The sequence below is a fragment of the Enterobacter sp. 186315 genome (assembly GCF_053290175.1).
This window is the reverse complement of the sequence record NZ_JBPTTK010000003.1, coordinates 1-19045: the sequence shown is the minus strand read 5'-3', so window position 1 is coordinate 19045 and position 19045 is coordinate 1. Positions and strand designations below refer to the sequence as shown.

Genomic DNA, 19045 nt, shown 5'->3' with positions numbered 1-19045 from the left:
AAAGAAAATGGCCGTGAACGGCCACTTCAGATATAAACAAATTTTATTTCAACTTCCCGCGCAATCCTTCATACACATCCAGCGCCTTCATCACATTCGCCTCATCCATGGATGTCTCAGAGAAGTCAGTGAACCAGTTACCGTTACTGTGTTTATTAATCACGAACAGCTTCTTGCCCTGAACCAGGCGGTATTCCACGTCATAATCTTTATGGAACAGCGACTCGTGATCCGGGATGGTAAATGTGGTCGTCGCGGCAGTATCGTTTGGATCCCATTTCAGGAAACCGGAATAGAGGTTAATCCAGTTATCAAGCGTGCCTTTGGTGACATAGCCGAAATGGTTAACCACATTGCCGCCGTTGTATATAACGATCATCGCGTATTCACCGTCGTCGTCCAGGCGCAGCGTACCCTGAAACGCATCAACAAATTTAGGTTCTTTTGGAAGGTTGACGTCTATACCCGTCTTGTACTGCGTCCAGGGGTAGTAGAAGGCGGGTTTACCGGGGGTAGAGCATCCTGTCAGAAGTAATACAAATAATAATCCCAATACTTTTTTCATCTTTTATCCTGTTTATTAAGCCTGCCAACATGATAATTCGATGAGATTCTACTTATGCCGGGCAGGTGGAGCCAGCGATACGGGCCAAACCTACCCGTTCTGGTATTCACTTCACCTGCAACAAAATCGCCATCAGCCCGGGAAAGCGGGCGTCCAGATCCTCGCGTCGCAGTGAAATCATATTCTCTCGCCCCTGCGGGCGTTGCCACACCACGCCGCTGTCGCGCAAAACGCGCCAGTGATGGGTCATGGTCGATTTCACGACCTCTTCCGGGCGCAGGGCGTTGCAGCTCAGTTCGCTGCCGTCGGCAAGACGGCGGACAATCGACAGGCGTAGCGGGTTGCCGAGGGCAAACAGCACGTTTTCCAGCAGTATTTGTTCAGGTTCGGGATGGTTAGGGATCATAGTTTTCCTGCGTGATTCATCAGATTGAGCTATATCAACAATAGTTCAACCTTGTCAAAATAGTTCGATAATACTCGTACAATGCGACTATTATAGCAAACGAACAAACGCGCGACCATTCCGGTCGTCACATACCTGTCTTAATGACTAAGGATTTATCATGCCCCGACCCATCCCTCTCGAACGTTATCGCAACATCGGTATCTCCGCGCATATCGATGCCGGTAAAACAACCACCACCGAGCGCATTCTGTTTTATACCGGAATGAGCCACAAACTGGGTGAAGTACACGATGGCGCGGCAACAACCGACTGGATGGCGCAGGAGCAAGAGCGCGGGATCACCATTACCTCCGCAGCCGTCAGCTGCTTCTGGCCGGGTATGGACAGAGGCTTTGAGCCGCACCGGATCAACATTATCGACACCCCGGGGCACGTGGATTTCACCATCGAAGTGGAACGTTCCATGCGCGTGCTCGACGGCGCGGTGATGGTGTATGACTCCGTGGGCGGCGTGCAGCCTCAGTCGGAAACCGTCTGGCGCCAGGCGAACAAGTATCACGTTCCGCGCATCGCCTTCGTCAATAAAATGGACCGTCCGGGGGCGGACTTCTTCCGCGTCGTGCGAATGATGCAGGAGCGCCTGAAAGCCAACCCGGTGCCGATTGTGATCCCGGTAGGGGCGGAAGACACCTTCTCCGGCGTGGTCGATCTGATCAAAATGCGCAGCATTGTCTGGGACGATGCCACCCAGGGCATGGCATTTACCTATGCGCCCGTGCCGGACGACCTGCTTAGCACCGCCCAGGAATGGCGTGAAAAAATGGTGTCGGCCGCGGCGGAAGCCAGCGACGACCTGATGGATAACTATCTGGAAACGGGCGAGCTGGACGAGGCCGATATCATTCGCGGCCTGCGTATTCGCACCATCGCCGGTGAAATCCAGCCGATGCTGTGCGGCAGCGCCTTTAAAAACAAAGGCGTGCAGCGAATGCTTGATGCCGTGATTGAGCTGATGCCGTCCCCGCTGGACGTTCCTGCTATTGATGGCGTAGATGAAAAAGGGCAGCACGCCGAGCGTCACCCAAGCGATGACGAGCCGTTCTCGGCGCTGGCGTTCAAGCTGATGAGCGACCCTTACGTCGGGCAGCTGACCTTTATCCGCGTCTATTCCGGCGTGCTGAAAAAAGGCGATGCGGTCTATAACCCGGTGAAAGGGAAGAAAGAGCGTATCGGGCGTATTGTGCTGATGCACGCGAACGATCGTCATGAGGTGGACGAACTGCGTACCGGGGATATCGCCGCCTGCGTGGGGCTGAAAGATGTCACCACCGGGGATACCCTGACCGATCCGAACGCGGTGATTACCCTTGAGCGCATGGAGTTCCCGGATCCGGTGATCTCCCTGGCGATTGAGCCAAAAACCAAGGCGGATCAGGAGAAAATGGGCATCGCGTTGCAGCGCCTGGCGGCAGAAGATCCGTCGTTCCGTCTGCATACCGATGAAGAGTCCGGCCAGACGATTATCTCCGGGATGGGCGAGCTGCATCTGGAAATTATCGTCGACCGCATGAAGCGCGAGTTTAACGTCGAAGCCAACATCGGCCGTCCGCAGGTGACCTATCGTGAAACCCTGCGCAAAGCGGTGAAGGATATCGAAGGGAAATTTGTGCGTCAGTCTGGCGGTAAAGGGCAGTACGGACACGTGGTGCTGAGCCTGGAACCGCTTGAGCCGGGCAGCGGCTTCAAATTTGAAGATGCCACCAAAGGCGGCGTGGTGCCGCGCGAGTACATTCCTTCAGTGGAAAAAGGGCTGCGCGAAGCCATGAACACGGGCGTGCTGGCGGGTTATCCGGTGGTAGACGTGAAAGCGACCCTGACGTTTGGCTCGTATCACGACGTCGACTCCTCGGAGATGGCGTTCCGCATGGCGGCGATCCTCGGTTTTAAAGAGGGCGCGCGCAGGGCCGATCCGGCGATCCTGGAGCCGGTGATGCACGTCGAGGTGGAAACGCCGGAAGAGTACGCCGGAAATATCATGGGCGATCTCTCTTCCCGTCGCGGCATGGTGCAGGGCATGGAAGAGCAGTACGGCAGCCAGATTATCCGCGCTGACGTGCCGCTGGCCGAGATGTTTGGGTATGCCACCACGCTGCGTTCGATGTCGCAGGGACGGGCAACCTACACGATGGAGTTCCATCATTATGCGGAAGCCCCGCGTAATGTAGCGGATGAAATCATCGCGGGACGCACGAAGTAATCATTACTCCCTCTCCTTTGGGAGAGGGTTGGGGTGAGGGGAAACAGACGACCGTCGTGGTCATTCCCTTCACCTCCTCTTTTTTGCTGCTGTGTAAGGAGTTAATTTTTAAAGTCACTCCAGCGCCTTCACCATCTTCCCACTCGTCACAAACGTCCCCGCTCCCAGGTGATGTAGCGTATTCAGCTTATCCCCGTCAAACTGCCAGCGCCCCGCGATAAACGCCCGCTCATCCGCAGCCGCGGACACCACTTCGCCAAACAGCGTGTCGTATTTCTCTGCCGCCGACGTCGCGGGCAGCAGCCGACACTCCATCCACGCCAGACACTTCTCTTCGATCACCGGCAGACCCAGTTCGGGGCCATTCACCACCGGGATCCCGTAACAGTTGAACTTATCTTCATCCCGACCGCTGACGCTGCCGACCGCATAGGTCCAGTTTGCGGCGGCGACGCCCGGGATCACGATGCCAAACTTACCGCTGCGCTCAATCAGCTCGCGGGACCAGGCGCTTTTATCCACCACAATCGCAATGCGCGGCGGCTCGAACTCAACGGGCATTGACCACGCCGCCGCCATCACGTTACGGCGGTCAATGCTTTCATCATGGCTGGTGATCAGCACGGTCGGGCCGTGGTTCAGCAGACGGCTGGCATGTTTTAACTCAACGGGACGAAACGCGCTCATAGGTTTTCCTCTCTGGATGACTGAGGCATTAAACGTCTGATGGCGATACGAAATCAAGACGCAACATTGACGTCATGTTTTCGTCACACGCACGCCCTAGAGTGGCGGGCAGTAAATCCCAAAGAGGATAACAAGATGCTCACCTCCATAACGCTCAAAGGCGTGTCGTACGCTTTTGGGAGCAATACCGTTTTAAATCAGATCGATCTGCACATTGAGGCGGGTAGCGTGGTTGCGCTGCTGGGGCCTTCAGGGTGCGGGAAAAGTACGCTGCTGCGTCTGCTTGCCGGGCTGGCTCAGCCTGCTGACGGGGAACTGCACTTCGGTGACCGTCTGGTGGCGAAAGCAGGGTGGTTATTGCCGCCAGAGGCGCGCGATATCGGCATGGTATTCCAGGACTACGCCCTGTGGCCGCACATGACCGTCGCGCAAAACGTGGCTTTCCCATTAACGATGCGAAATATTCCGCGCCGGGAACGCGAAAACCGCGTAGCGCGAGCGTTGTCGCGCGTGGGACTCGCGGAGTTCGCCGGGCGAAAACCCGCCGGATTGTCCGGCGGCCAGCAGCAGCGCGTGGCGCTCGCCCGGGCGATTGTCGCTGAACCCCGCATCCTGCTCTTTGATGAACCGCTCTCCAATCTCGACAGCGAACTGCGTGGATCTCTGTGTCAGGAGATGGCCACGCTGCTGCGCCAGCTCGGAACCACCGCCGTGTACGTTACCCACGATCGCCGGGAGGCTGAAATTCTGGCCGATCGCATCGTGCATTTATCCGCTGGCAGCGTCGCTGCCGATCGTTTGATTTCATCCTCTGGGGAGTTTGCATGAAAGCCGCTATGTCCGTAAAAAAAGGAGTTCTGCTCGCGATGGCGTTATCGTCTGTCATGATGTCCAGCGCCCACGCGCTGACGGTCTATACCGCAGGGCCGGGATCGCTGGCCAAAAATCTGGGCTCCGGGTTTGAAAAGAAAACCGGCGTTAAAGTGGATATCTTTCAGGCGACCACCGGTAAGGTGATGGCGCGTCTGGAAGCCGAACAGGCCAACCCGCAGGCCGACATTTTGATCTCCGCGTCCTGGGATACCGCGGAAGATCTGCACAATCGCGGCTGGCTGCTGCCGTACCAGAGCGCCAACGCGGAAAAGGTGCCTGCCAGCCTCAAATCTGCCGATTTTGTCGCGCAGGGCATTTCTGCACTGGGGATCGTCTGGAACACCCAAAGCGGAACGCCGGAGCCGAAAGAGTGGCAGGACCTGACCGCCGAGGCCTTTAAGGACAAAGTGACCACGCCCGACCCGGCGCTCTCCGGGGCGTCGCTGGATTTGCTGATCGGTCTGCAAAACGGCATGGGCGAAAAAGCCTGGTCGCTGTTTGACGCACTGAAAAAGAACGGGATGGTCGTCAGCGGCCCGAACGCGCAGGCGGTGACGCCGGTGATGCAGGGGGCGAAGGCGGCGGTATTTGGCGCGGTGGATTATGTCTCTTACGGCAATATCAGCCAGGGCGAATCCCTCAAGGTGATCTTCCCGGCCAGCGGGACGGTGATTGCGCCGCGTCCGATGATGATCCTCAAATCCACTCAGCACGCCGATGACGCCAAAGCGTTTGTCGATTACGTGCTCTCAGCGGAGGGTCAGGCGATGGTAGCCGACGCCTGGCTGATGCCTGCCCGCGAAGATGTCAACGCGAAGCGCCCGCTGCTGAACGCGCTGAAGGTGTTGCCAACCAAAAGCGACGGCGCCAGCGAGCGTAGCGATATCCTTAAGCGCTTCAACGCCATTTTCTCACTGTAATCCACCTGACGGGGGCCACCCCGTCTTCAGGAACATTCTGTGAATCAACGACTTATTTCCGCGATAACGCTGGCGCTGCTGGTTATCCTGGTGGCGCTGCCGTTGTCGTTTATCGCCCTACAGGCTGTTTTTCCACAGTTTAGCGGCGGGGTGCTTACCGGGGCGTTTAGCGGCGTGCAAACCCTGCTTGCCGAGCCGCAGCTGCCCGCCATGCTGGGCGGGACGATCCAGATAGCCCTCGGCGTGGCGCTGGTCAGCGCGCTGATCGGCTTTCCGCTCGGGGTAGCGCGCGGGCTGTTAGATCTGCCGTGTCCGCGCCTGTGGGATCTGCTGTTCCTGATCCCGTTTTTGACACCGCCCTATATCGCCGCGCTGTCGTGGATGCTGGTGCTGCAAACTAACGGCTATTTGCAGCAGCTAACCGGGATTAACCTCAACGATCTGCTGTTCAGCAAAACCGGGATCGTGCTGGTGATGGCCCTGAACATTTTCCCGGTGGTCTATTTTGCCGTTTCACGCAGTTTACTGGCGAGCGGGCAGCGGCTGGCGCGGGTCGCCCGGGTTCACGGGGCAAGCGCGGGCAGGGCCTTCTGGCATATCACGCTGCCGATGCTCTCTCCGGCGCTGGCGGCAGGAATGCTGCTGGCGTTTACTCTGGCGATTGAGGAGTTTGGCGTACCTGCCGCGCTCGGCTCGCGGGCCGGGGTGTTGATGCTGACCACCGATATTGAAAAGAAACTTGCGGACTGGCCTGTCGATCTCTCGGGGGCATCGATGCTCTCCGTAGTGCTGGTGGCGATTGCGCTCTTCGCGTGGGGCGTACAGAAAAAACTGACCGGGCATCATGACGTCACCAGTATCACCGGCAAACCGACGGAAAACAGCGGGGCGGACGCGGGTGTGTTTACCTTGCCGATAGTGCTGCTGATGGCGCTCACGGGCACGATTGCCGCGATCCTGCCCGGCGCATCGATGATGTTATCCGGCGTGTTGGGCACCCTGTCCGGCGGCGTTACGCTTTCTAACGTGACGTTGTCACACTACGCGGCGCTGTTTAGCCAGCAGGGGGATGCGCTGTCGGCGCTCGGCACGAGCCTGTCGCTGGCGCTTGCCGCTGCCTGTATCACCGGCGCCTTAGGGCTGACGGCCTCCTGGCTGGTGGTTGTGCAGAAGATAAAAGGGCGCGGGGTGCTTGATGCGCTGTCGCTGATGCCCGCCGCGCTGCCGGGGGTCGTCGTGGGCGTGGGGTTGATCCTGCTGTGGAATCAGCCTTTCTGGCCCGTGTCGCCCTATAACACCTGGGGCATGCTGCTGCTCTCCTATTGCTGTTTGCTGCTGCCCTGGCCGGTGCGCTACGTGGGCAGCGCGCTGCGCCAGCTTGGCGGCAACCTGGAGCCCGCCGCGCGGGTTCACGGCGCGTCCGCGTTTCAGGCGCTGCGGTTTGTCGTGCTGCCGCTGGTTTCTCCGGCGCTGCTGGCGGCGATGCTGATGGTGTTTGCGATTGCTTCTCGCGAACTGGTCACCTCGCTGCTGCTTGCCCCTGCGGGCACCCAGACGGTATCGGTGTTTATCTGGCGGCAGTTTGAGCAAGGCTCTGTAGGGCAAGGGATGGCGATGGCCACCCTGACGTTGCTGACCGGATTGATACTGATGCTAAGCGCGCTGACCATTGTTCGGCGCGGCGGCCAGCGATAAAAAGCATTTTTATAAAAGTGGAGGGCCAAAAATAGTTTATAAACATGGCATCTCATTACAAGGAAACGATGACATGTCCCCATTTCTGAGCGCCTATTTCGCCCGTATCGGCTGGCAACAGCCTGCCTCGGTGGATATCGACACCCTGCGCGCGCTGCATTTACATCATAACTGCGCGATTCCGTTCGAGAATATCGACGTAGTTTTGCCGCGTGAGATCCACCTCGACGACCAGTGTCTGGTCGACAAGCTGGTGACCGCGCGACGCGGGGGCTATTGTTTCGAACAGAACGGCCTGTTTGAGCGCGCCTTGCGCGAAGTGGGCTTTACCGTTCGCAGCGTGCTGGGGCGGGTGGTGCTGGCGAACCCGCCGCAGATGCCGCCGCGCACGCACCGCCTGCTGCTGGTAGAGCTTAACGGCGAACGCTGGATTGCGGACGTCGGCTTTGGTGGCCAGACGCTGACGGCGCCGATTCGGCTGCTTGCCAACGAAGAACAGGAAACGCCGCACGGGCTGTATCGTTTGCTGAGCGAAGGCAACGACTGGGTGTTGCAGTTCCGCCATCACGAGCACTGGCAGTCGATGTATCACTTTGACCTGACGACCCAGTATTTCAGCGACTACGTGATGGGGAACTTCTGGTCGGCACACTGGCCGCAGTCGCATTTCCGCCACCATTTGTTGATGTGTCGCCATCTGCCGGACGGCGGCAAGCTGACGCTGACCAACTTTCACTTCACCCACTGGCTGAACGGCCACGTTGAGGAGCAGATCCACCTGCCGGACGCGGCGGCGCTTTATCAGCTGATGCAGGAGCGGTTTGGTCTTGGCGTGGACGACCCGAAGCACGGGTTTTCAGAGGCAGAGCTGACGGCGGTAATGGCGGGGTTTGAAACGCATCCGCAGGCCGGGAAATAGCCCTCACCCTAACCCTCTCCCACAGGGAGAGGGAATAAACCTTACCTCGCCACCCGACAAATCATCTCCGCGATCTCACCACCTGATACCGCCGGGTGAAATACTCAAACGGCGCGCTCCAGACGTGAACCAGCCGCGTAAACGGGAAGATGAGGAAAATGGTCATCCCCAGCACCAGATGAACGCGGAAGATAGGCGCCACGCCGCTCAGCATTTCCGACGAACCGCCTTTAAACGTCACAATGCCCTGCGCCCAGCCGACCAGCTTCATCATCTCGCTTCCGTCCGGATACTGCGCGGAGAAAGGAATGGTGGTCAGCCCGAGGATGCACTGGATGAGCAGGATGCTCATGATAATGATATCCGGCGTGGTGGACGTGGCGCGCACGCGCTGGTTGAACAGGCGGCGGTAGAGCAGCATCGAGCCGCCGATCAGCGTCAGCACGCCGCACACGCCGCCGGCCATCATTGCCAGCTGCTGTTTGACCGCGACGGGCAGAAACCAGGCGTACATCCAGTGCGGGGTTAACATACCGAACAGATGCCCGAAGAAAATCCCCAGGATCCCGATATGGAACAGGTTAGACGCCCAGTTCATGCCGCGCTTGCTGAGAAGCTGGCTTGACGAGGCGCGCCAGGTGTATTGCCCGTAGTCGTAGCGCAACCAGCTGCCGAGGAAAAAGACGGTGGCGCAGATGTAAGGGTAGATGTCATAAAAAAACACGTTGAGGTAGTGCATCATTTTGGGCCTCCGGCGCTGACGTCCACGTACTGCGGCGCGACGTCCTGGCTAAAGCGTCGTTGATATTGCTGCATCGGCGAGCTATCGCACGACGTCGCGTTGTCTTCGATAAATTTCACCTGTTCCTCTTCCCAGACGGCGTCCAGCGCCTGACGGGTGTCGTCCCGCTTTTCGCCAGACACCTGCTTCGTTACGCTGTCGCTGGAGAGGCGGCTGCCCGCCAGCGCGAGCAGGGCGTCAAACAGCTGATAATGCGCCACGCCGCGCTGTTTGAGCCGCCCGCCAATCAGCGCCAGGATCGGCGCGACGTTTTGCAGCCCCTCCCGCGCGTCGGCGTCGGTCACAATGCTCAGATACTCCAGATAGAGCGGCAGGTAGTCTGGCAGCTCCCGGCAGTCCAGCTCCAGCCCGGCCTTTTCGTACTGGCTCATAAGATCGACCATCGCCTGACCGCGATCGCGTGACTCCGCGTGAACATGCTCGAACAGCAGCAGCGAGGTCGCGCGCCCGCGTTCAAACACTTCGCACCACTCGGCCTGTTTATCGAGCAGCGGGGCGCTAAGGTGCTGCTGCACAAACGGCAGCAGCGAGGGCGCCTCCTGCGCAATCAGGGAAATCGCTTCGTCGCGGCTCTCCCAAAGGGCCTCGTCGGGATACTCGATCAGCAGCGCGATGATTTTAAGGATCTGCATTATTCTCCCTCCCCGTGATCGCGCACCTCGGTGATGTTAATCGCGTCAATGCGGCTGCTGTTGAAGAGGTTGAATTTGGTGTCGGAGCCGTGGCAGCCGTCGCCGAAGGTAAAGCCGCAGCCGTTTTTCTCCGGGAAGGCGTCGCGCGCCATTTCACGATGGCTGGTCGGGATCACGAAGCGGTCCTCGTAGTTCGCAATCGCCAGATAGCGGTACATCTCCTCAACCTGTTCTTCCGTCAGGCCGACCTCTTCGATGGCGCGGGTGTCGGTCACGCCTTCAACGGTCTGGGAACGCTTATAGTGGCGCATCGCCATCATGCGCTTTAGGGCGCGCAGCACCGGGCCGGTATCGCCCGCGCTGAGCATGTTCGCCAGGTACTGCACCGGGATGCGCAGGTTTTCCACGGCAGGAAGAACGCCGTCGTTCATCGGCAGGCCGCCCGCGTCCGCGTAAGACTGAATTGGCGACAGCGGCGGCACGTACCAGACCATCGGCAGGGTGCGGTACTCCGGGTGCAGCGGCAGGGCGAGCTTCCAGTCCATCGCCATTTTGTAGACCGGGGAGCGCTGGGCCGCGTCGATCACGTTCTGCGGAATGCCCTGTTTCAGCGCCTCTTCGATTACCGCCGGGTCGTTCGGGTTCAGGAACACGTCGCACTGGCGCTCGTACAGATCCGTTTCATGCTCGGTGCTCGCCGCCTCTTCGATACGATCCGCGTCATACAGCAGCACGCCGAGGTAGCGAATACGCCCGACGCAGGTTTCCGAGCAGACGGTCGGCTGGCCGGACTCAATGCGCGGATAGCAGAAAATACACTTCTCGGACTTGCCGCTTTTCCAGTTGAAGTAGATTTTTTTGTACGGACAGCCGCTGATGCACAGACGCCAGCCGCGGCATTTGTCCTGGTCGATCAGCACGATGCCGTCCTCTTCGCGCTTGTAGATCGCGCCGCTCGGACAGGTGGCGGCACAGCTCGGGTTCAGGCAGTGTTCGCACAGGCGCGGCAGGTACATCATGAAGGTGTTTTCAAACTGGCCGTACATCTCTTTCTGGATCTTCTGGAAGTTACGGTCGCGGGCGCGCTTCTCAAACTCGCCGCCGAGCAGCTTCTCCCAGTTAGGCCCCCAGACGATTTTGTCCATTCGCTTGCCGTCGATTAACGAGCGTGGGCGGGCGGTTGGCAGGTGATCGCCATCGGGCGCGCGGTGCAGATCCTGATAGTCAAAGGTGAACGGCTCATAGTAATCGTCGATTTGCGGCATGACGGGGTTCGAGAAAATCTTCGACAGCACGCCGAGCTTGCTGCCCAGACGCGGGGTCAGCTTGCCGTGAATCCCCCGGATCCAGCCGCCTTGCCACTCGTCCTGATCTTCCCAGTTTTTCGGATAGCCGATCCCCGGTTTGGTTTCGACGTTGTTAAACCACGCGTATTCCATGCCTTCGCGCCCGGTCCAGACGTTCTTACAGGTCACCGAGCAGGTGTGGCAGCCGATGCATTTATCGAGATTCAGTACCATGCCAACCTGTGAGCGTATTTTCATTTTTTCGCCTCCTGAACCTGATCCCGACCTTCGCCGTCCAGCCAGTTAATGTTTTTCATTTTGCGGATCATGATGAACTCGTCGCGGTTGGAGCCGACGGTGCCGTAGTAGTTAAAGCTGTAGGCCAGCTGCGCGTAGCCGCCGATCATGTGCGTCGGTTTCGGGCAGACGCGTGTCACCGAGTTGTGAATGCCGCCTCGCCGTCCGGTCACTTCTGAACCCGGAATATTCAGGATGCGCTCTTGGGCGTGGTACATCATGGTCATGCCCGGCGGCACGCGCTGGCTGACCACCGCGCGGGCGGTGAGGGCGCCGTTGGCGTTGAAGCACTCGATCCAGTCGTTGTCCTCGATGTCCAGCTCGCGGGCGTCGGTTTCGCTGATCCAGACAATTGGCCCGCCGCGCGACAGGGTTTGCATTAACAGATTTTCGCTGTAGGTGGAGTGAATGCCCCATTTCTGGTGCGGCGTCAGGAAGTTGAGCGCTTTTTCCGGGAAGCCGTTTGGCGGGATCTCGCGCATGTGGGTCACGCTGCGGGTGTCAATTGGCGGACGATAGGCTACCAGGCTCTCCCCGAAGGCGCGCATCCACGCGTGATCCTGATACAGCTGCTGACGGCCGGAAATCGTGCGCCACGGGATCAGCTCGTGAACGTTGGTGTATCCGGCGTTATACGACACATGCTCGCTCTCAAGGCCGGACCAGGTGGGGCTGGAGATGATCTTACGCGGCTGCGCCTGGATATCGCGGAAGCGGATTTTTTCGTCTTCCTTGTTGATGGCGAGATGGGTGTGATCGCGCCCGGTCAGTTTGCCCAGCGCCTCCCAGGCCTTGACCGCCACCTGACCGTTAGTTTCCGGTGCCAGAGCGAGGATCACCTCCGATGCATCAATGGCCGTTTCAATGCGCGGGCGGCCTTTCGCCGGGCCGTCGAGCTTCACGTAGTTGAGCTTGCCGAGGAAATCGACCTCGTTCTGCGTGTTCCACGAAATGCCTTTTCCGCCGTTGCCGAGCTTATCGAGCAGCGGCCCGAGCGAGGTAAAGCGCTCGTAGGTTTCCGGATAGTTGCGCTCGACCACGGCGATGTTCGGCGCGGTTTTACCGGGGACTAAATCGCATTCGCCCTTGCGCCAGTCCTGAATATCGAACGGCTGGGAGAGTTCCCCCGGGGAGTCGTGCTGTAGCGGCTGGAGCACCACGTCTGTTTCGGTGCCCAGATGGCCCACGCAGACCTCGGAGAAGACCTTAGCGATGCCCTTGTAGATTTCCCAGTCGCTGCGGGACTCCCACGCCGGGTCGACGGCGGCGGAAAGCGGGTGAATAAACGGATGCATATCCGAGGTATTCATGTCGTCTTTCTCATACCAGGTGGCGGTCGGCAGCACGATATCGGAGAACAGGCAGGTGCTGGACATGCGGAAGTCGAGCGTCACCAGCAGGTCGAGCTTGCCCTCGATGGCGGCCGTCTGCCACTCCACCTCTTCCGGCTTCACGTCATCGGTCGAGCCTAAATCTTCCCCCTGAATGCCGCTTTCGGTGCCCAGCAGGTACTTGAGCATGTACTCGTGGCCTTTCCCGGAGGAGCCGAGCAGGTTCGAGCGCCAGACGAAGAGGTTGCGCGGGTGGTTTTTGCCGTTATCCGGCTGCTCGCAGGCGAAGCGCACGTCGCCCGACTTCAGCCCCTGAACGGTGTACTCCTGCGGCGTCATGCCCGCCGCGTCGGCACGGGCTTTGATGTGCAGCGGATTGAGGTTGAGCTGTGGGGCGGACGGCAGCCAGCCCATGCGCTCGGCGCGAACGTTGAAGTCGATCAGATGCCCGGTAAATTTCGACGCGTCCGCCAGCGGAGAGAGCAGCTCCCGTGCGGTGAGCTTCTCATAGCGCCATTGGCTGGCGTGGTTGTAGAAGTAGGAGGTGCTGTTCATCTGGCGCGGCGGGCGGTTCCAGTCCAGCGCGAAGGCCAGCGGCAGCCAGCCGGTTTGCGGACGCAGCTTTTCCTGGCCGACGTAGTGCGACCAGCCGCCGCCGCTTTGCCCGACGCAGCCGCAGAAGACCAGCATGTTGATCATCCCCCGGTAGTTCATGTCCATGTGATACCAGTGGTTCACCCCGGCACCGAGGATGATCATCGAGCGGCCGTGGGTTTTGTTCGCGGTATCGGCGAACTCGCGGGCGATCTGCTCAATATGGCGGCGCGGCACGCCGGTGATCTGCTCGCCCCAGGCCGGGGTGTAGGCTTTGATCTCAGCAAAATCTTGCGCGGCGTTGCTGTCTTCCAGTCCGCGGTCGAGGCCGTAGTTTGCCAGCACCAGATCGTAAACGCTGACTACGCGTTTCTGGCTGCCGTCGGCGAGGGTCAACGTTTTGCTCGGCACGCGGCGGGTCAATACCGGCTCCTGCTTCACGCTGCGGAAATGCGGGTTTTCGTTGCCGCCAAAGTAGGGGAAGGCGACGTCCGCGATGCTGTCGTGGGTAATAAGCAGCGAAAGCGTCAGCTCGGTTTCCTGGCCTGCCGCCAGCGATTCGAGGTTCCATTTGCCTTTTTCGCCCCAGCGGAAGCCAATGGAGCCGTTGGGCGCCACCAGGTTTCCGGCGATATCAAAGGCAACGGTCTTCCACTCCGGGTTATTGGCCTCGCCAAGCCCGTCCGCCAGATCCGAGGCGCGCAGCATCCGCCCCGGCACGACGCGCCCGTCGGCCTGCTCGTCGAGCAGCACCAGCATCGGCATATCGGTGTAGCGGCGGCAGTAGTTAAGGAAATACTCGCTCGGATTATCGAGGTGGAACTCTTTGAGGATCACATGGCCCATGGCCATCGCCAGCGCGCTGTCGGTGCCCTGTTTCGGCGCCAGCCACTGATCGCTCAGCTTGGCAACCTCGGAGAAGTCCGGCGTGATCGCAATGGTTTTGGTGCCTTTGTAGCGCACTTCGGTAAAGAAGTGGGCGTCGGGGGTACGGGTCTGCGGCACGTTCGAGCCCCAGGCGATGATATAGCTGGAGTTGTACCAGTCGGCGGACTCCGGCACGTCGGTTTGCTCGCCCCACGTCATCGGCGAGGCAGGGGGTAAATCGCAGTACCAGTCGTAAAAGCTCAGGCAAGTGCCGCCGAGCAGCGAAAGATAGCGCGTTCCGGCGGCGTAAGAGACCATCGACATCGCCGGGATCGGCGAGAACCCGGCGACGCGATCCGGGCCAAAGTTCTTAATCGTCCAGACGTTGGCGGCGGCAATCAGCTGATTGAGCTCTTTCCAGTTCGAGCGAATAAACCCACCGTGACCGCGGGCCCGCTTATAGCTCTGGGCTTTTTGCGGATCGTTCTGGATGGCGTCCCAGGCCAGCACCGGATCGGTGTGCTGCGCCAGCGCCTCGCGCCACAGCTCAATCAGCTTGCGGCGCACCAGCGGATATTTCAGGCGGTTGGCGCTGTAGAGATACCAGGAGTAGCTTGCGCCTCGCGGGCAGCCGCGCGGCTCGTGGTTCGGCAGGTCGGGGCGGGTGCGGGGATAGTCGGTTTGCTGCGTTTCCCAGGTGACCAGCCCGTTTTTGACGTAGATCTTCCAGCTACAGGAGCCGGTGCAGTTCACGCCGTGGGTGGAGCGCACGATTTTGTCGAACTGCCAGCGCTGGCGGTAGCTGTCCTCCCAGTCGCGGTTGGTGTTGTACACCTGTCCGTGACCGTTGGCGAAACTGTCGCCTTTGGTTTTGAAATAACGAAAGCGGTCCAACAGTTTACTCATGACATTTCTCCTGCTTCAGTCAGATGGCCGAAGGGCGCTGCGCATCCTCCGGCGAGGATATCGTTATTATTTTTTTGCGGACTTGCGGCCATACACCAGCCAGGTGACGAACACGCAAACGATGTAAAACACGAGGAACACCTTCATGGCGCCGACCGGGGAGCCGGTCATTGCCAGCGAGGTGCCAAAGGCTTTGGGGATAAAGAAGCCGCCGACGGCACCGATGGCGGAGATAAAGCCGAGCGCGGCGGCGGTTTCGGTCACCGCCTCGTGCTGCGCCTGCTCATCGCTGCCGCCCTGCGCCTTCACGCGGGTGAGGGTGATTTGGCGGAAAATCACCGCAATCATCTGGAAGGTCGAGCCGCTGCCCAGACCGGCGGTCAGGAACAGCCCCATAAACACCAGATAAAAGGCGATAAAGCTGCCGGAACCGGAGCCGGGGAGCGTGAGGAAGATAAGCGCGCTGAAAATCGCCATAAAAACGAAGTTGACGAGCGTTACGCGCACGCCGCCGAGCCGGTCGGAGATCATCCCACCCGCCGAGCGCGCCAGCGCGCCGATCAGCGGCCCGAAGAAGGCGAGGTGCAGAATATTGACGTCAGGGAACTGGGTTTTCGACAGCATGGCAAAGCCCGCCGAGAAGCCGATAAACGAGCCGAACGTTGCGAGATACAGCAGGCTCAACAGCCACAGGTGAAAGCGCTTTAGCACCGGAAGCTGGCTGGCGATCGAGGCCTTCGAGCTGGCGATATCGTTCATGCCAAAGAAGGCGGCGAGGGTCGCCAGCAGCAAAAGCGGGGCCCAGATCCACGCCGCGTTCGCCAGCCACAGGGTCGAACCGTCTTCCTGAGCCACGCCGTGTACGCCCGGGAAGGTAAACATGGGGAGGAAGATAACCAAAGGCGCGACCATCTGCATTACGCTCACGCCGAGGTTGCCCAGCCCGCCGTTAATGCCCAGCGCGCTGCCCTGTTTCGCTTTCGGGAAGAAGAAGCTGATGTTACCCATGCTGGAGGCAAAGTTGGCGCCGGCAAACCCGCACAACAGGGCGATGATAATAAATACCCAGTACGGCGTAGCGGCATTCTGTACGGCGATCCCCAGCCAGACGCAGGGAACGATTAAAATCACGGTGCTTAATACCGTCCAGTAGCGCCCGCCAAATATGGGCACCATAAAGGAATAGGGCACGCGTAATATCGCACCGGAAAGGGAAGGCAGGGCGGTTAACATGAAGAGCTGGTCGGTCGTGAAATTAAAACCGACTTTATTCAGATTGACCGTAACGGCGCTAAATAACATCCAGACGCAAAACGCCAGCAGCAGACAAGCGACGGAGATCCAAAGGTTTCTTCGTGCGATATGTTTCCCTTTGTTCTCCCAAAATTGCGCGTTTTCCGGTTTCCAGTTACTCAACAGATAATGATTATTCTTCTCACTTTGTTGTGACATATCGCCCTCATACTTTCTCAAAAAAGAAAAAATGGAATGAAAACAATGAAATGGAAGATGTTGATTTGTGAGGTTATTGGATGTTTTAGGATGCTTCTGAAAGGATAGATAAAAAAGCGAACCCCAGAGATTGTAATGATAAAGAGGGTTCGCTTTATGTGTTACTAATTGTAACTGTAGGCAGAAATTAATACTCCATAGTGAGTATTAATACAATTCGAGGCTGATTAACTTATCAAGATGATTATTAAACGCGGCGTCATCCATATCAGGCATATTTAAAACGTATATTCCATCCAGGCCGCAGACCAGGCCGATTAGACGCCACGCAATATTTTCTGGCCGGTCGGAAAGGGTAAAGGCTTTTTCATCCGCGCCCGCGCGAATAATGGCGACCGTTTCCTGATGCCACATTTCCATCGTCATGACGTAGGCGCTTTTGATCTCCGGATCGCGCGTCGCCAGCAGCTGTGCTTCCCGCCATAAGCGGATGTACGGCTCAAAACCGCCGTCATCGCTGCCCAGCATCGCGTGCAGGCGCTCCCGCCAGCTGGCGTTTTCAGCCACCACGTCCGCATCCAGCAGGGCGCGGATCAGCCGTACAAAGGCCAGCGATTTTAGCTCACCGCCGGAGGCGAAGTGGTGGTGTACCTGTCCCGTGGCGACGCCCGCTTCCGTCGCAATACGTCTTACCGTCATCGCGGCCAGCCCTTCGCTCAGGGCAACCCGCATGGCGGCCTGGAGGATCTCTTCCCGACGTTCGTCCTTGCTCAGATAACGCATTTTTTCTCACTCTCAATGGCGATGAAACAAGTGTAACAAAGGGCTGGACAAGTGTTCAACTTTAAGTAGGATCGCGTTCTGGACATGTGTCCAGGTTTTTAAGTGAAAAGGAAATTTATGTTTCGTCAGTGGTTAGCATTAGTGATTATCGTGCTGGTTTATATTCCAGTGGCGATTGACGCGACGGTGCTGCACGTGGCTGCGCCAACGCTGAGCATGACGCTGGGGGCCAGCGGTAATGAGCTGCTGTGGATCATCGATATCTACTCGCTGGTGATGGCGGGTATGGTGCTGCCGATGGGAGCGCTGGGCGATCGCATTGGCTTTAAGCGCCTGTTAATGATCGGCAGTACGCTGTTTGGTCTCTCTTCGCTGGCGGCGGCGTTTGCGCCGTCCGCAGGCTGGCTGATTGCCGCGCGCGCCTCGCTGGCGATTGGTGCGGCGATGATCATTCCGGCGACGCTTGCGGGGATCCGCACGCTGTTCGTCAACGCGCGCGAGCGCAATATCGCGCTGGGCGTCTGGGCGGCGGTGGGATCCGGCGGCGCGGCCTTTGGCCCGCTGATCGGCGGGATGCTGCTTGAGCATTTCTACTGGGGATCGGTCTTTTTGATTAACGTCCCGATCGTGTTGGTGGTCGTGTCTCTCGCCGCGCGTTTTGTCCCGGCGCAGCAGGGGCGGCCCGAGCAGCCGCTCAACATCAGCCACGCCGTTATGCTGATCGTCGCGATATTGCTGCTGGTCTACAGCGCCAAAACGGCGTTAAAAGGGGCACTCTCTCCGTGGATGGTGGCCTCTACGCTGGCGATCGGCGCGGCGATGCTGTGGGTGTTTATTCGCATTCAGCTGCGCGCCCGCGTGCCGATGATCGATATGCGGCTGTTTTGCCACCGCATTATTTTAAGCGGGGTGGTGATGGCGATGACTGCCATGATCGCGCTGGTGGGCTTCGAACTGCTGATGGCGCAGGAGCTTCAGTTCGTGCACGGCTTTACGCCGTTTGAGGCGGGGATGTTTATGCTGCCGCTGATGGTTGCCAGCGGATTTAGCGGCCCGATTGCGGGCGTGCTGGTGGGGCGTCTGGGGCTGCGGATCGTGGCGGCGGGGGGCATGGGACTGAGCGCGGTGAGCTTTATCGGCCTGTCGCTGCTCGATTTCAGCACCCAGCAGTGGCAGGCGTGGAGCCTGATGGTGCTGCTCGGCTTCAGCGCCGCCAGCGCATTGCTGGCATCCACGTCGGCGATCATGGCCGCCGCGCCAAAAGAGAAGGCCGCCGCCGCCGGGGCGATTGAAACCATGTCCTACGAGCTGGGGGCGGGGCTGGGGATTGCGATCTTCGGCCTGCTGTTGACCCGCAGCTTCTCGGCATCGATTGAGCTGCCGCAGGGGTTAAACGCGTCCCTCGTGGAAAAAGCCTCGTCGTCAATTGGCGAGGCGGTGAAGGTGGCGCAGGGTTTGACGCCTTCAATGGCCGAGTCGGTGATTGCCGCAGCGAAAGCGGCGTTTATCACCTCGCACAGCGTGGCGCTGGGCAGTGCCGGTGGGATGCTGCTGATGCTGGCGGTGGGGATTTGGTTTAGCCTGGCGAAGGTGCCGAAGGCGTAACAAAAACCGTTTTATCTCCTCTGCCTGTGGGCTGAGAGATCCTCAGTCATTTTGTCTTAAAGCGAAGAGATTAATTTTTATAGGGATAAATGAGTTACAGCGACGCCATCGTCCGGCTGTAAATCGCCGAAGCGTTTCCGTAAGGCCGGGGCGAGGCGCATGGAC

General features: G+C 59.0%; 15 protein-coding genes. 6 read left to right on the top strand and 9 right to left on the bottom strand.

Annotated features, from left to right (window positions below; translation table 11 throughout):
* Nucleotides 1-43: 43 nt before the first annotated feature.
* Together ACSVHP_RS04195 and ACSVHP_RS04190 are read right to left on the bottom strand one after the other, a co-directional pair.
* Nucleotides 44-565 carry a hypothetical protein gene (locus ACSVHP_RS04195; RefSeq protein ID WP_447551081.1) on the bottom strand — a complete coding sequence of 174 codons (522 nt, stop codon included), beginning with the start codon at nucleotides 563-565 and terminating at the stop codon, nucleotides 44-46.
* 106 nt (nucleotides 566-671) lie between these two features.
* Complete coding sequence (locus ACSVHP_RS04190) at nucleotides 672-971, bottom strand: ArsR/SmtB family transcription factor (RefSeq protein WP_417315755.1); 300 nt, start codon at nucleotides 969-971, stop codon at nucleotides 672-674.
* Between the two features lie 160 nt (nucleotides 972-1131).
* Between ACSVHP_RS04190 and fusA the strand changes: the two genes are divergently transcribed.
* Complete coding sequence (gene fusA, locus ACSVHP_RS04185; protein WP_447551080.1) at nucleotides 1132-3231, top strand: elongation factor G; 2100 nt, start codon at nucleotides 1132-1134, stop codon at nucleotides 3229-3231.
* A 114-nt stretch (nucleotides 3232-3345) separates the two neighbouring features.
* Here the strand turns inward: fusA and ACSVHP_RS04180 are convergent, their stop codons facing one another.
* Nucleotides 3346-3918 (bottom strand): flavin reductase family protein, encoded by a 573-nt coding sequence (locus ACSVHP_RS04180; protein ID WP_447551079.1) that lies wholly within the window; start codon nucleotides 3916-3918, stop codon nucleotides 3346-3348.
* A gap of 135 nt (nucleotides 3919-4053) precedes the next feature.
* Between ACSVHP_RS04180 and ACSVHP_RS04175 the strand changes: the two genes are divergently transcribed.
* The 4 genes from ACSVHP_RS04175 (at nucleotide 4054) to nhoA (ending at nucleotide 8325) form a co-directional block, all read left to right on the top strand.
* A complete protein-coding gene (locus ACSVHP_RS04175) occupies nucleotides 4054-4746 on the top strand; it encodes an ABC transporter ATP-binding protein (protein WP_447551078.1) in 693 nt (230 codons plus the stop codon).
* Nucleotides 4743-5711 carry an ABC transporter substrate-binding protein gene (locus tag ACSVHP_RS04170; protein WP_447551077.1) on the top strand — a complete coding sequence of 323 codons (969 nt, stop codon included), beginning with the start codon at nucleotides 4743-4745 and terminating at the stop codon, nucleotides 5709-5711. Before ACSVHP_RS04175 ends, ACSVHP_RS04170 begins: the two co-directional genes overlap by 4 nt.
* A gap of 39 nt (nucleotides 5712-5750) precedes the next feature.
* Nucleotides 5751-7406, top strand: a complete 1656-nt coding sequence (locus ACSVHP_RS04165) for an ABC transporter permease (protein ID WP_447551076.1) — start codon at nucleotides 5751-5753, stop codon at nucleotides 7404-7406.
* A gap of 73 nt (nucleotides 7407-7479) precedes the next feature.
* The gene (gene nhoA / locus ACSVHP_RS04160; RefSeq protein ID WP_447551075.1) at nucleotides 7480-8325 is read left to right on the top strand and encodes an N-hydroxyarylamine O-acetyltransferase; all 846 of its coding nucleotides are present in this window, start codon (nucleotides 7480-7482) and stop codon (nucleotides 8323-8325) included.
* 61 nt (nucleotides 8326-8386) lie between these two features.
* Here the strand turns inward: nhoA and narI are convergent, their stop codons facing one another.
* From narI to ACSVHP_RS04130, 6 genes are all read right to left on the bottom strand, one after another.
* Nucleotides 8387-9067: a respiratory nitrate reductase subunit gamma gene (gene narI, locus ACSVHP_RS04155; protein ID WP_234674694.1), complete on the bottom strand. Its 681-nt coding sequence runs from the start codon at nucleotides 9065-9067 to the stop codon at nucleotides 8387-8389.
* The gene (narW, locus tag ACSVHP_RS04150) at nucleotides 9064-9759 is read right to left on the bottom strand and encodes a nitrate reductase molybdenum cofactor assembly chaperone (protein ID WP_234674693.1); all 696 of its coding nucleotides are present in this window, start codon (nucleotides 9757-9759) and stop codon (nucleotides 9064-9066) included. Before narW ends, narI begins: the two co-directional genes overlap by 4 nt.
* Nucleotides 9759-11303 (bottom strand): nitrate reductase subunit beta, encoded by a 1545-nt coding sequence (gene narH, locus ACSVHP_RS04145; protein ID WP_447551074.1) that lies wholly within the window; start codon nucleotides 11301-11303, stop codon nucleotides 9759-9761. Before narH ends, narW begins: the two co-directional genes overlap by 1 nt.
* Complete coding sequence (locus tag ACSVHP_RS04140) at nucleotides 11300-15040, bottom strand: nitrate reductase subunit alpha (RefSeq protein WP_447551073.1); 3741 nt, start codon at nucleotides 15038-15040, stop codon at nucleotides 11300-11302. Before ACSVHP_RS04140 ends, narH begins: the two co-directional genes overlap by 4 nt.
* Nucleotides 15041-15106: 66 nt before the next feature.
* On the bottom strand, nucleotides 15107-16492 hold the full coding sequence (locus ACSVHP_RS04135; protein WP_447551072.1) for a NarK family nitrate/nitrite MFS transporter: 1386 nt from the start codon (nucleotides 16490-16492) through the stop codon (nucleotides 15107-15109).
* Nucleotides 16493-16699: 207 nt separating this feature from the next.
* Nucleotides 16700-17275: a TetR family transcriptional regulator gene (locus ACSVHP_RS04130; protein WP_447551071.1), complete on the bottom strand. Its 576-nt coding sequence runs from the start codon at nucleotides 17273-17275 to the stop codon at nucleotides 16700-16702.
* A 117-nt stretch (nucleotides 17276-17392) separates the two neighbouring features.
* Here ACSVHP_RS04130 and ACSVHP_RS04125 point away from each other — a divergent pair, with 117 nt between their 5' ends.
* Nucleotides 17393-18880: a SmvA family efflux MFS transporter gene (locus ACSVHP_RS04125; RefSeq protein WP_447551070.1), complete on the top strand. Its 1488-nt coding sequence runs from the start codon at nucleotides 17393-17395 to the stop codon at nucleotides 18878-18880.
* The last annotated feature ends 165 nt before the right edge of the window (nucleotides 18881-19045 follow it).

What these genes read in the sequence shown, in the direction of transcription:
- ACSVHP_RS04195 (WP_447551081.1), bottom strand. Translation starts at nt 565, where the DNA reads ATGAAAAAAGTATTGGGATTATTATTTGTATTACTTCTGACAGGATGC.
- ACSVHP_RS04190 (WP_417315755.1), bottom strand. Translation starts at nt 971, where the DNA reads ATGATCCCTAACCATCCCGAACCTGAACAAATACTGCTGGAAAACGTG.
- fusA (WP_447551080.1), top strand. Translation starts at nt 1,132, where the DNA reads ATGCCCCGACCCATCCCTCTCGAACGTTATCGCAACATCGGTATCTCC.
- ACSVHP_RS04180 (WP_447551079.1), bottom strand. Translation starts at nt 3,918, where the DNA reads ATGAGCGCGTTTCGTCCCGTTGAGTTAAAACATGCCAGCCGTCTGCTG.
- ACSVHP_RS04175 (WP_447551078.1), top strand. Translation starts at nt 4,054, where the DNA reads ATGCTCACCTCCATAACGCTCAAAGGCGTGTCGTACGCTTTTGGGAGC.
- ACSVHP_RS04170 (WP_447551077.1), top strand. Translation starts at nt 4,743, where the DNA reads ATGAAAGCCGCTATGTCCGTAAAAAAAGGAGTTCTGCTCGCGATGGCG.
- nhoA (WP_447551075.1), top strand. Translation starts at nt 7,480, where the DNA reads ATGTCCCCATTTCTGAGCGCCTATTTCGCCCGTATCGGCTGGCAACAG.
- narI (WP_234674694.1), bottom strand. Translation starts at nt 9,067, where the DNA reads ATGATGCACTACCTCAACGTGTTTTTTTATGACATCTACCCTTACATC.
- narW (WP_234674693.1), bottom strand. Translation starts at nt 9,759, where the DNA reads ATGCAGATCCTTAAAATCATCGCGCTGCTGATCGAGTATCCCGACGAG.
- narH (WP_447551074.1), bottom strand. Translation starts at nt 11,303, where the DNA reads ATGAAAATACGCTCACAGGTTGGCATGGTACTGAATCTCGATAAATGC.
- ACSVHP_RS04140 (WP_447551073.1), bottom strand. Translation starts at nt 15,040, where the DNA reads ATGAGTAAACTGTTGGACCGCTTTCGTTATTTCAAAACCAAAGGCGAC.
- ACSVHP_RS04135 (WP_447551072.1), bottom strand. Translation starts at nt 16,492, where the DNA reads ATGTCACAACAAAGTGAGAAGAATAATCATTATCTGTTGAGTAACTGG.
- ACSVHP_RS04130 (WP_447551071.1), bottom strand. Translation starts at nt 17,275, where the DNA reads ATGCGTTATCTGAGCAAGGACGAACGTCGGGAAGAGATCCTCCAGGCC.
- ACSVHP_RS04125 (WP_447551070.1), top strand. Translation starts at nt 17,393, where the DNA reads ATGTTTCGTCAGTGGTTAGCATTAGTGATTATCGTGCTGGTTTATATT.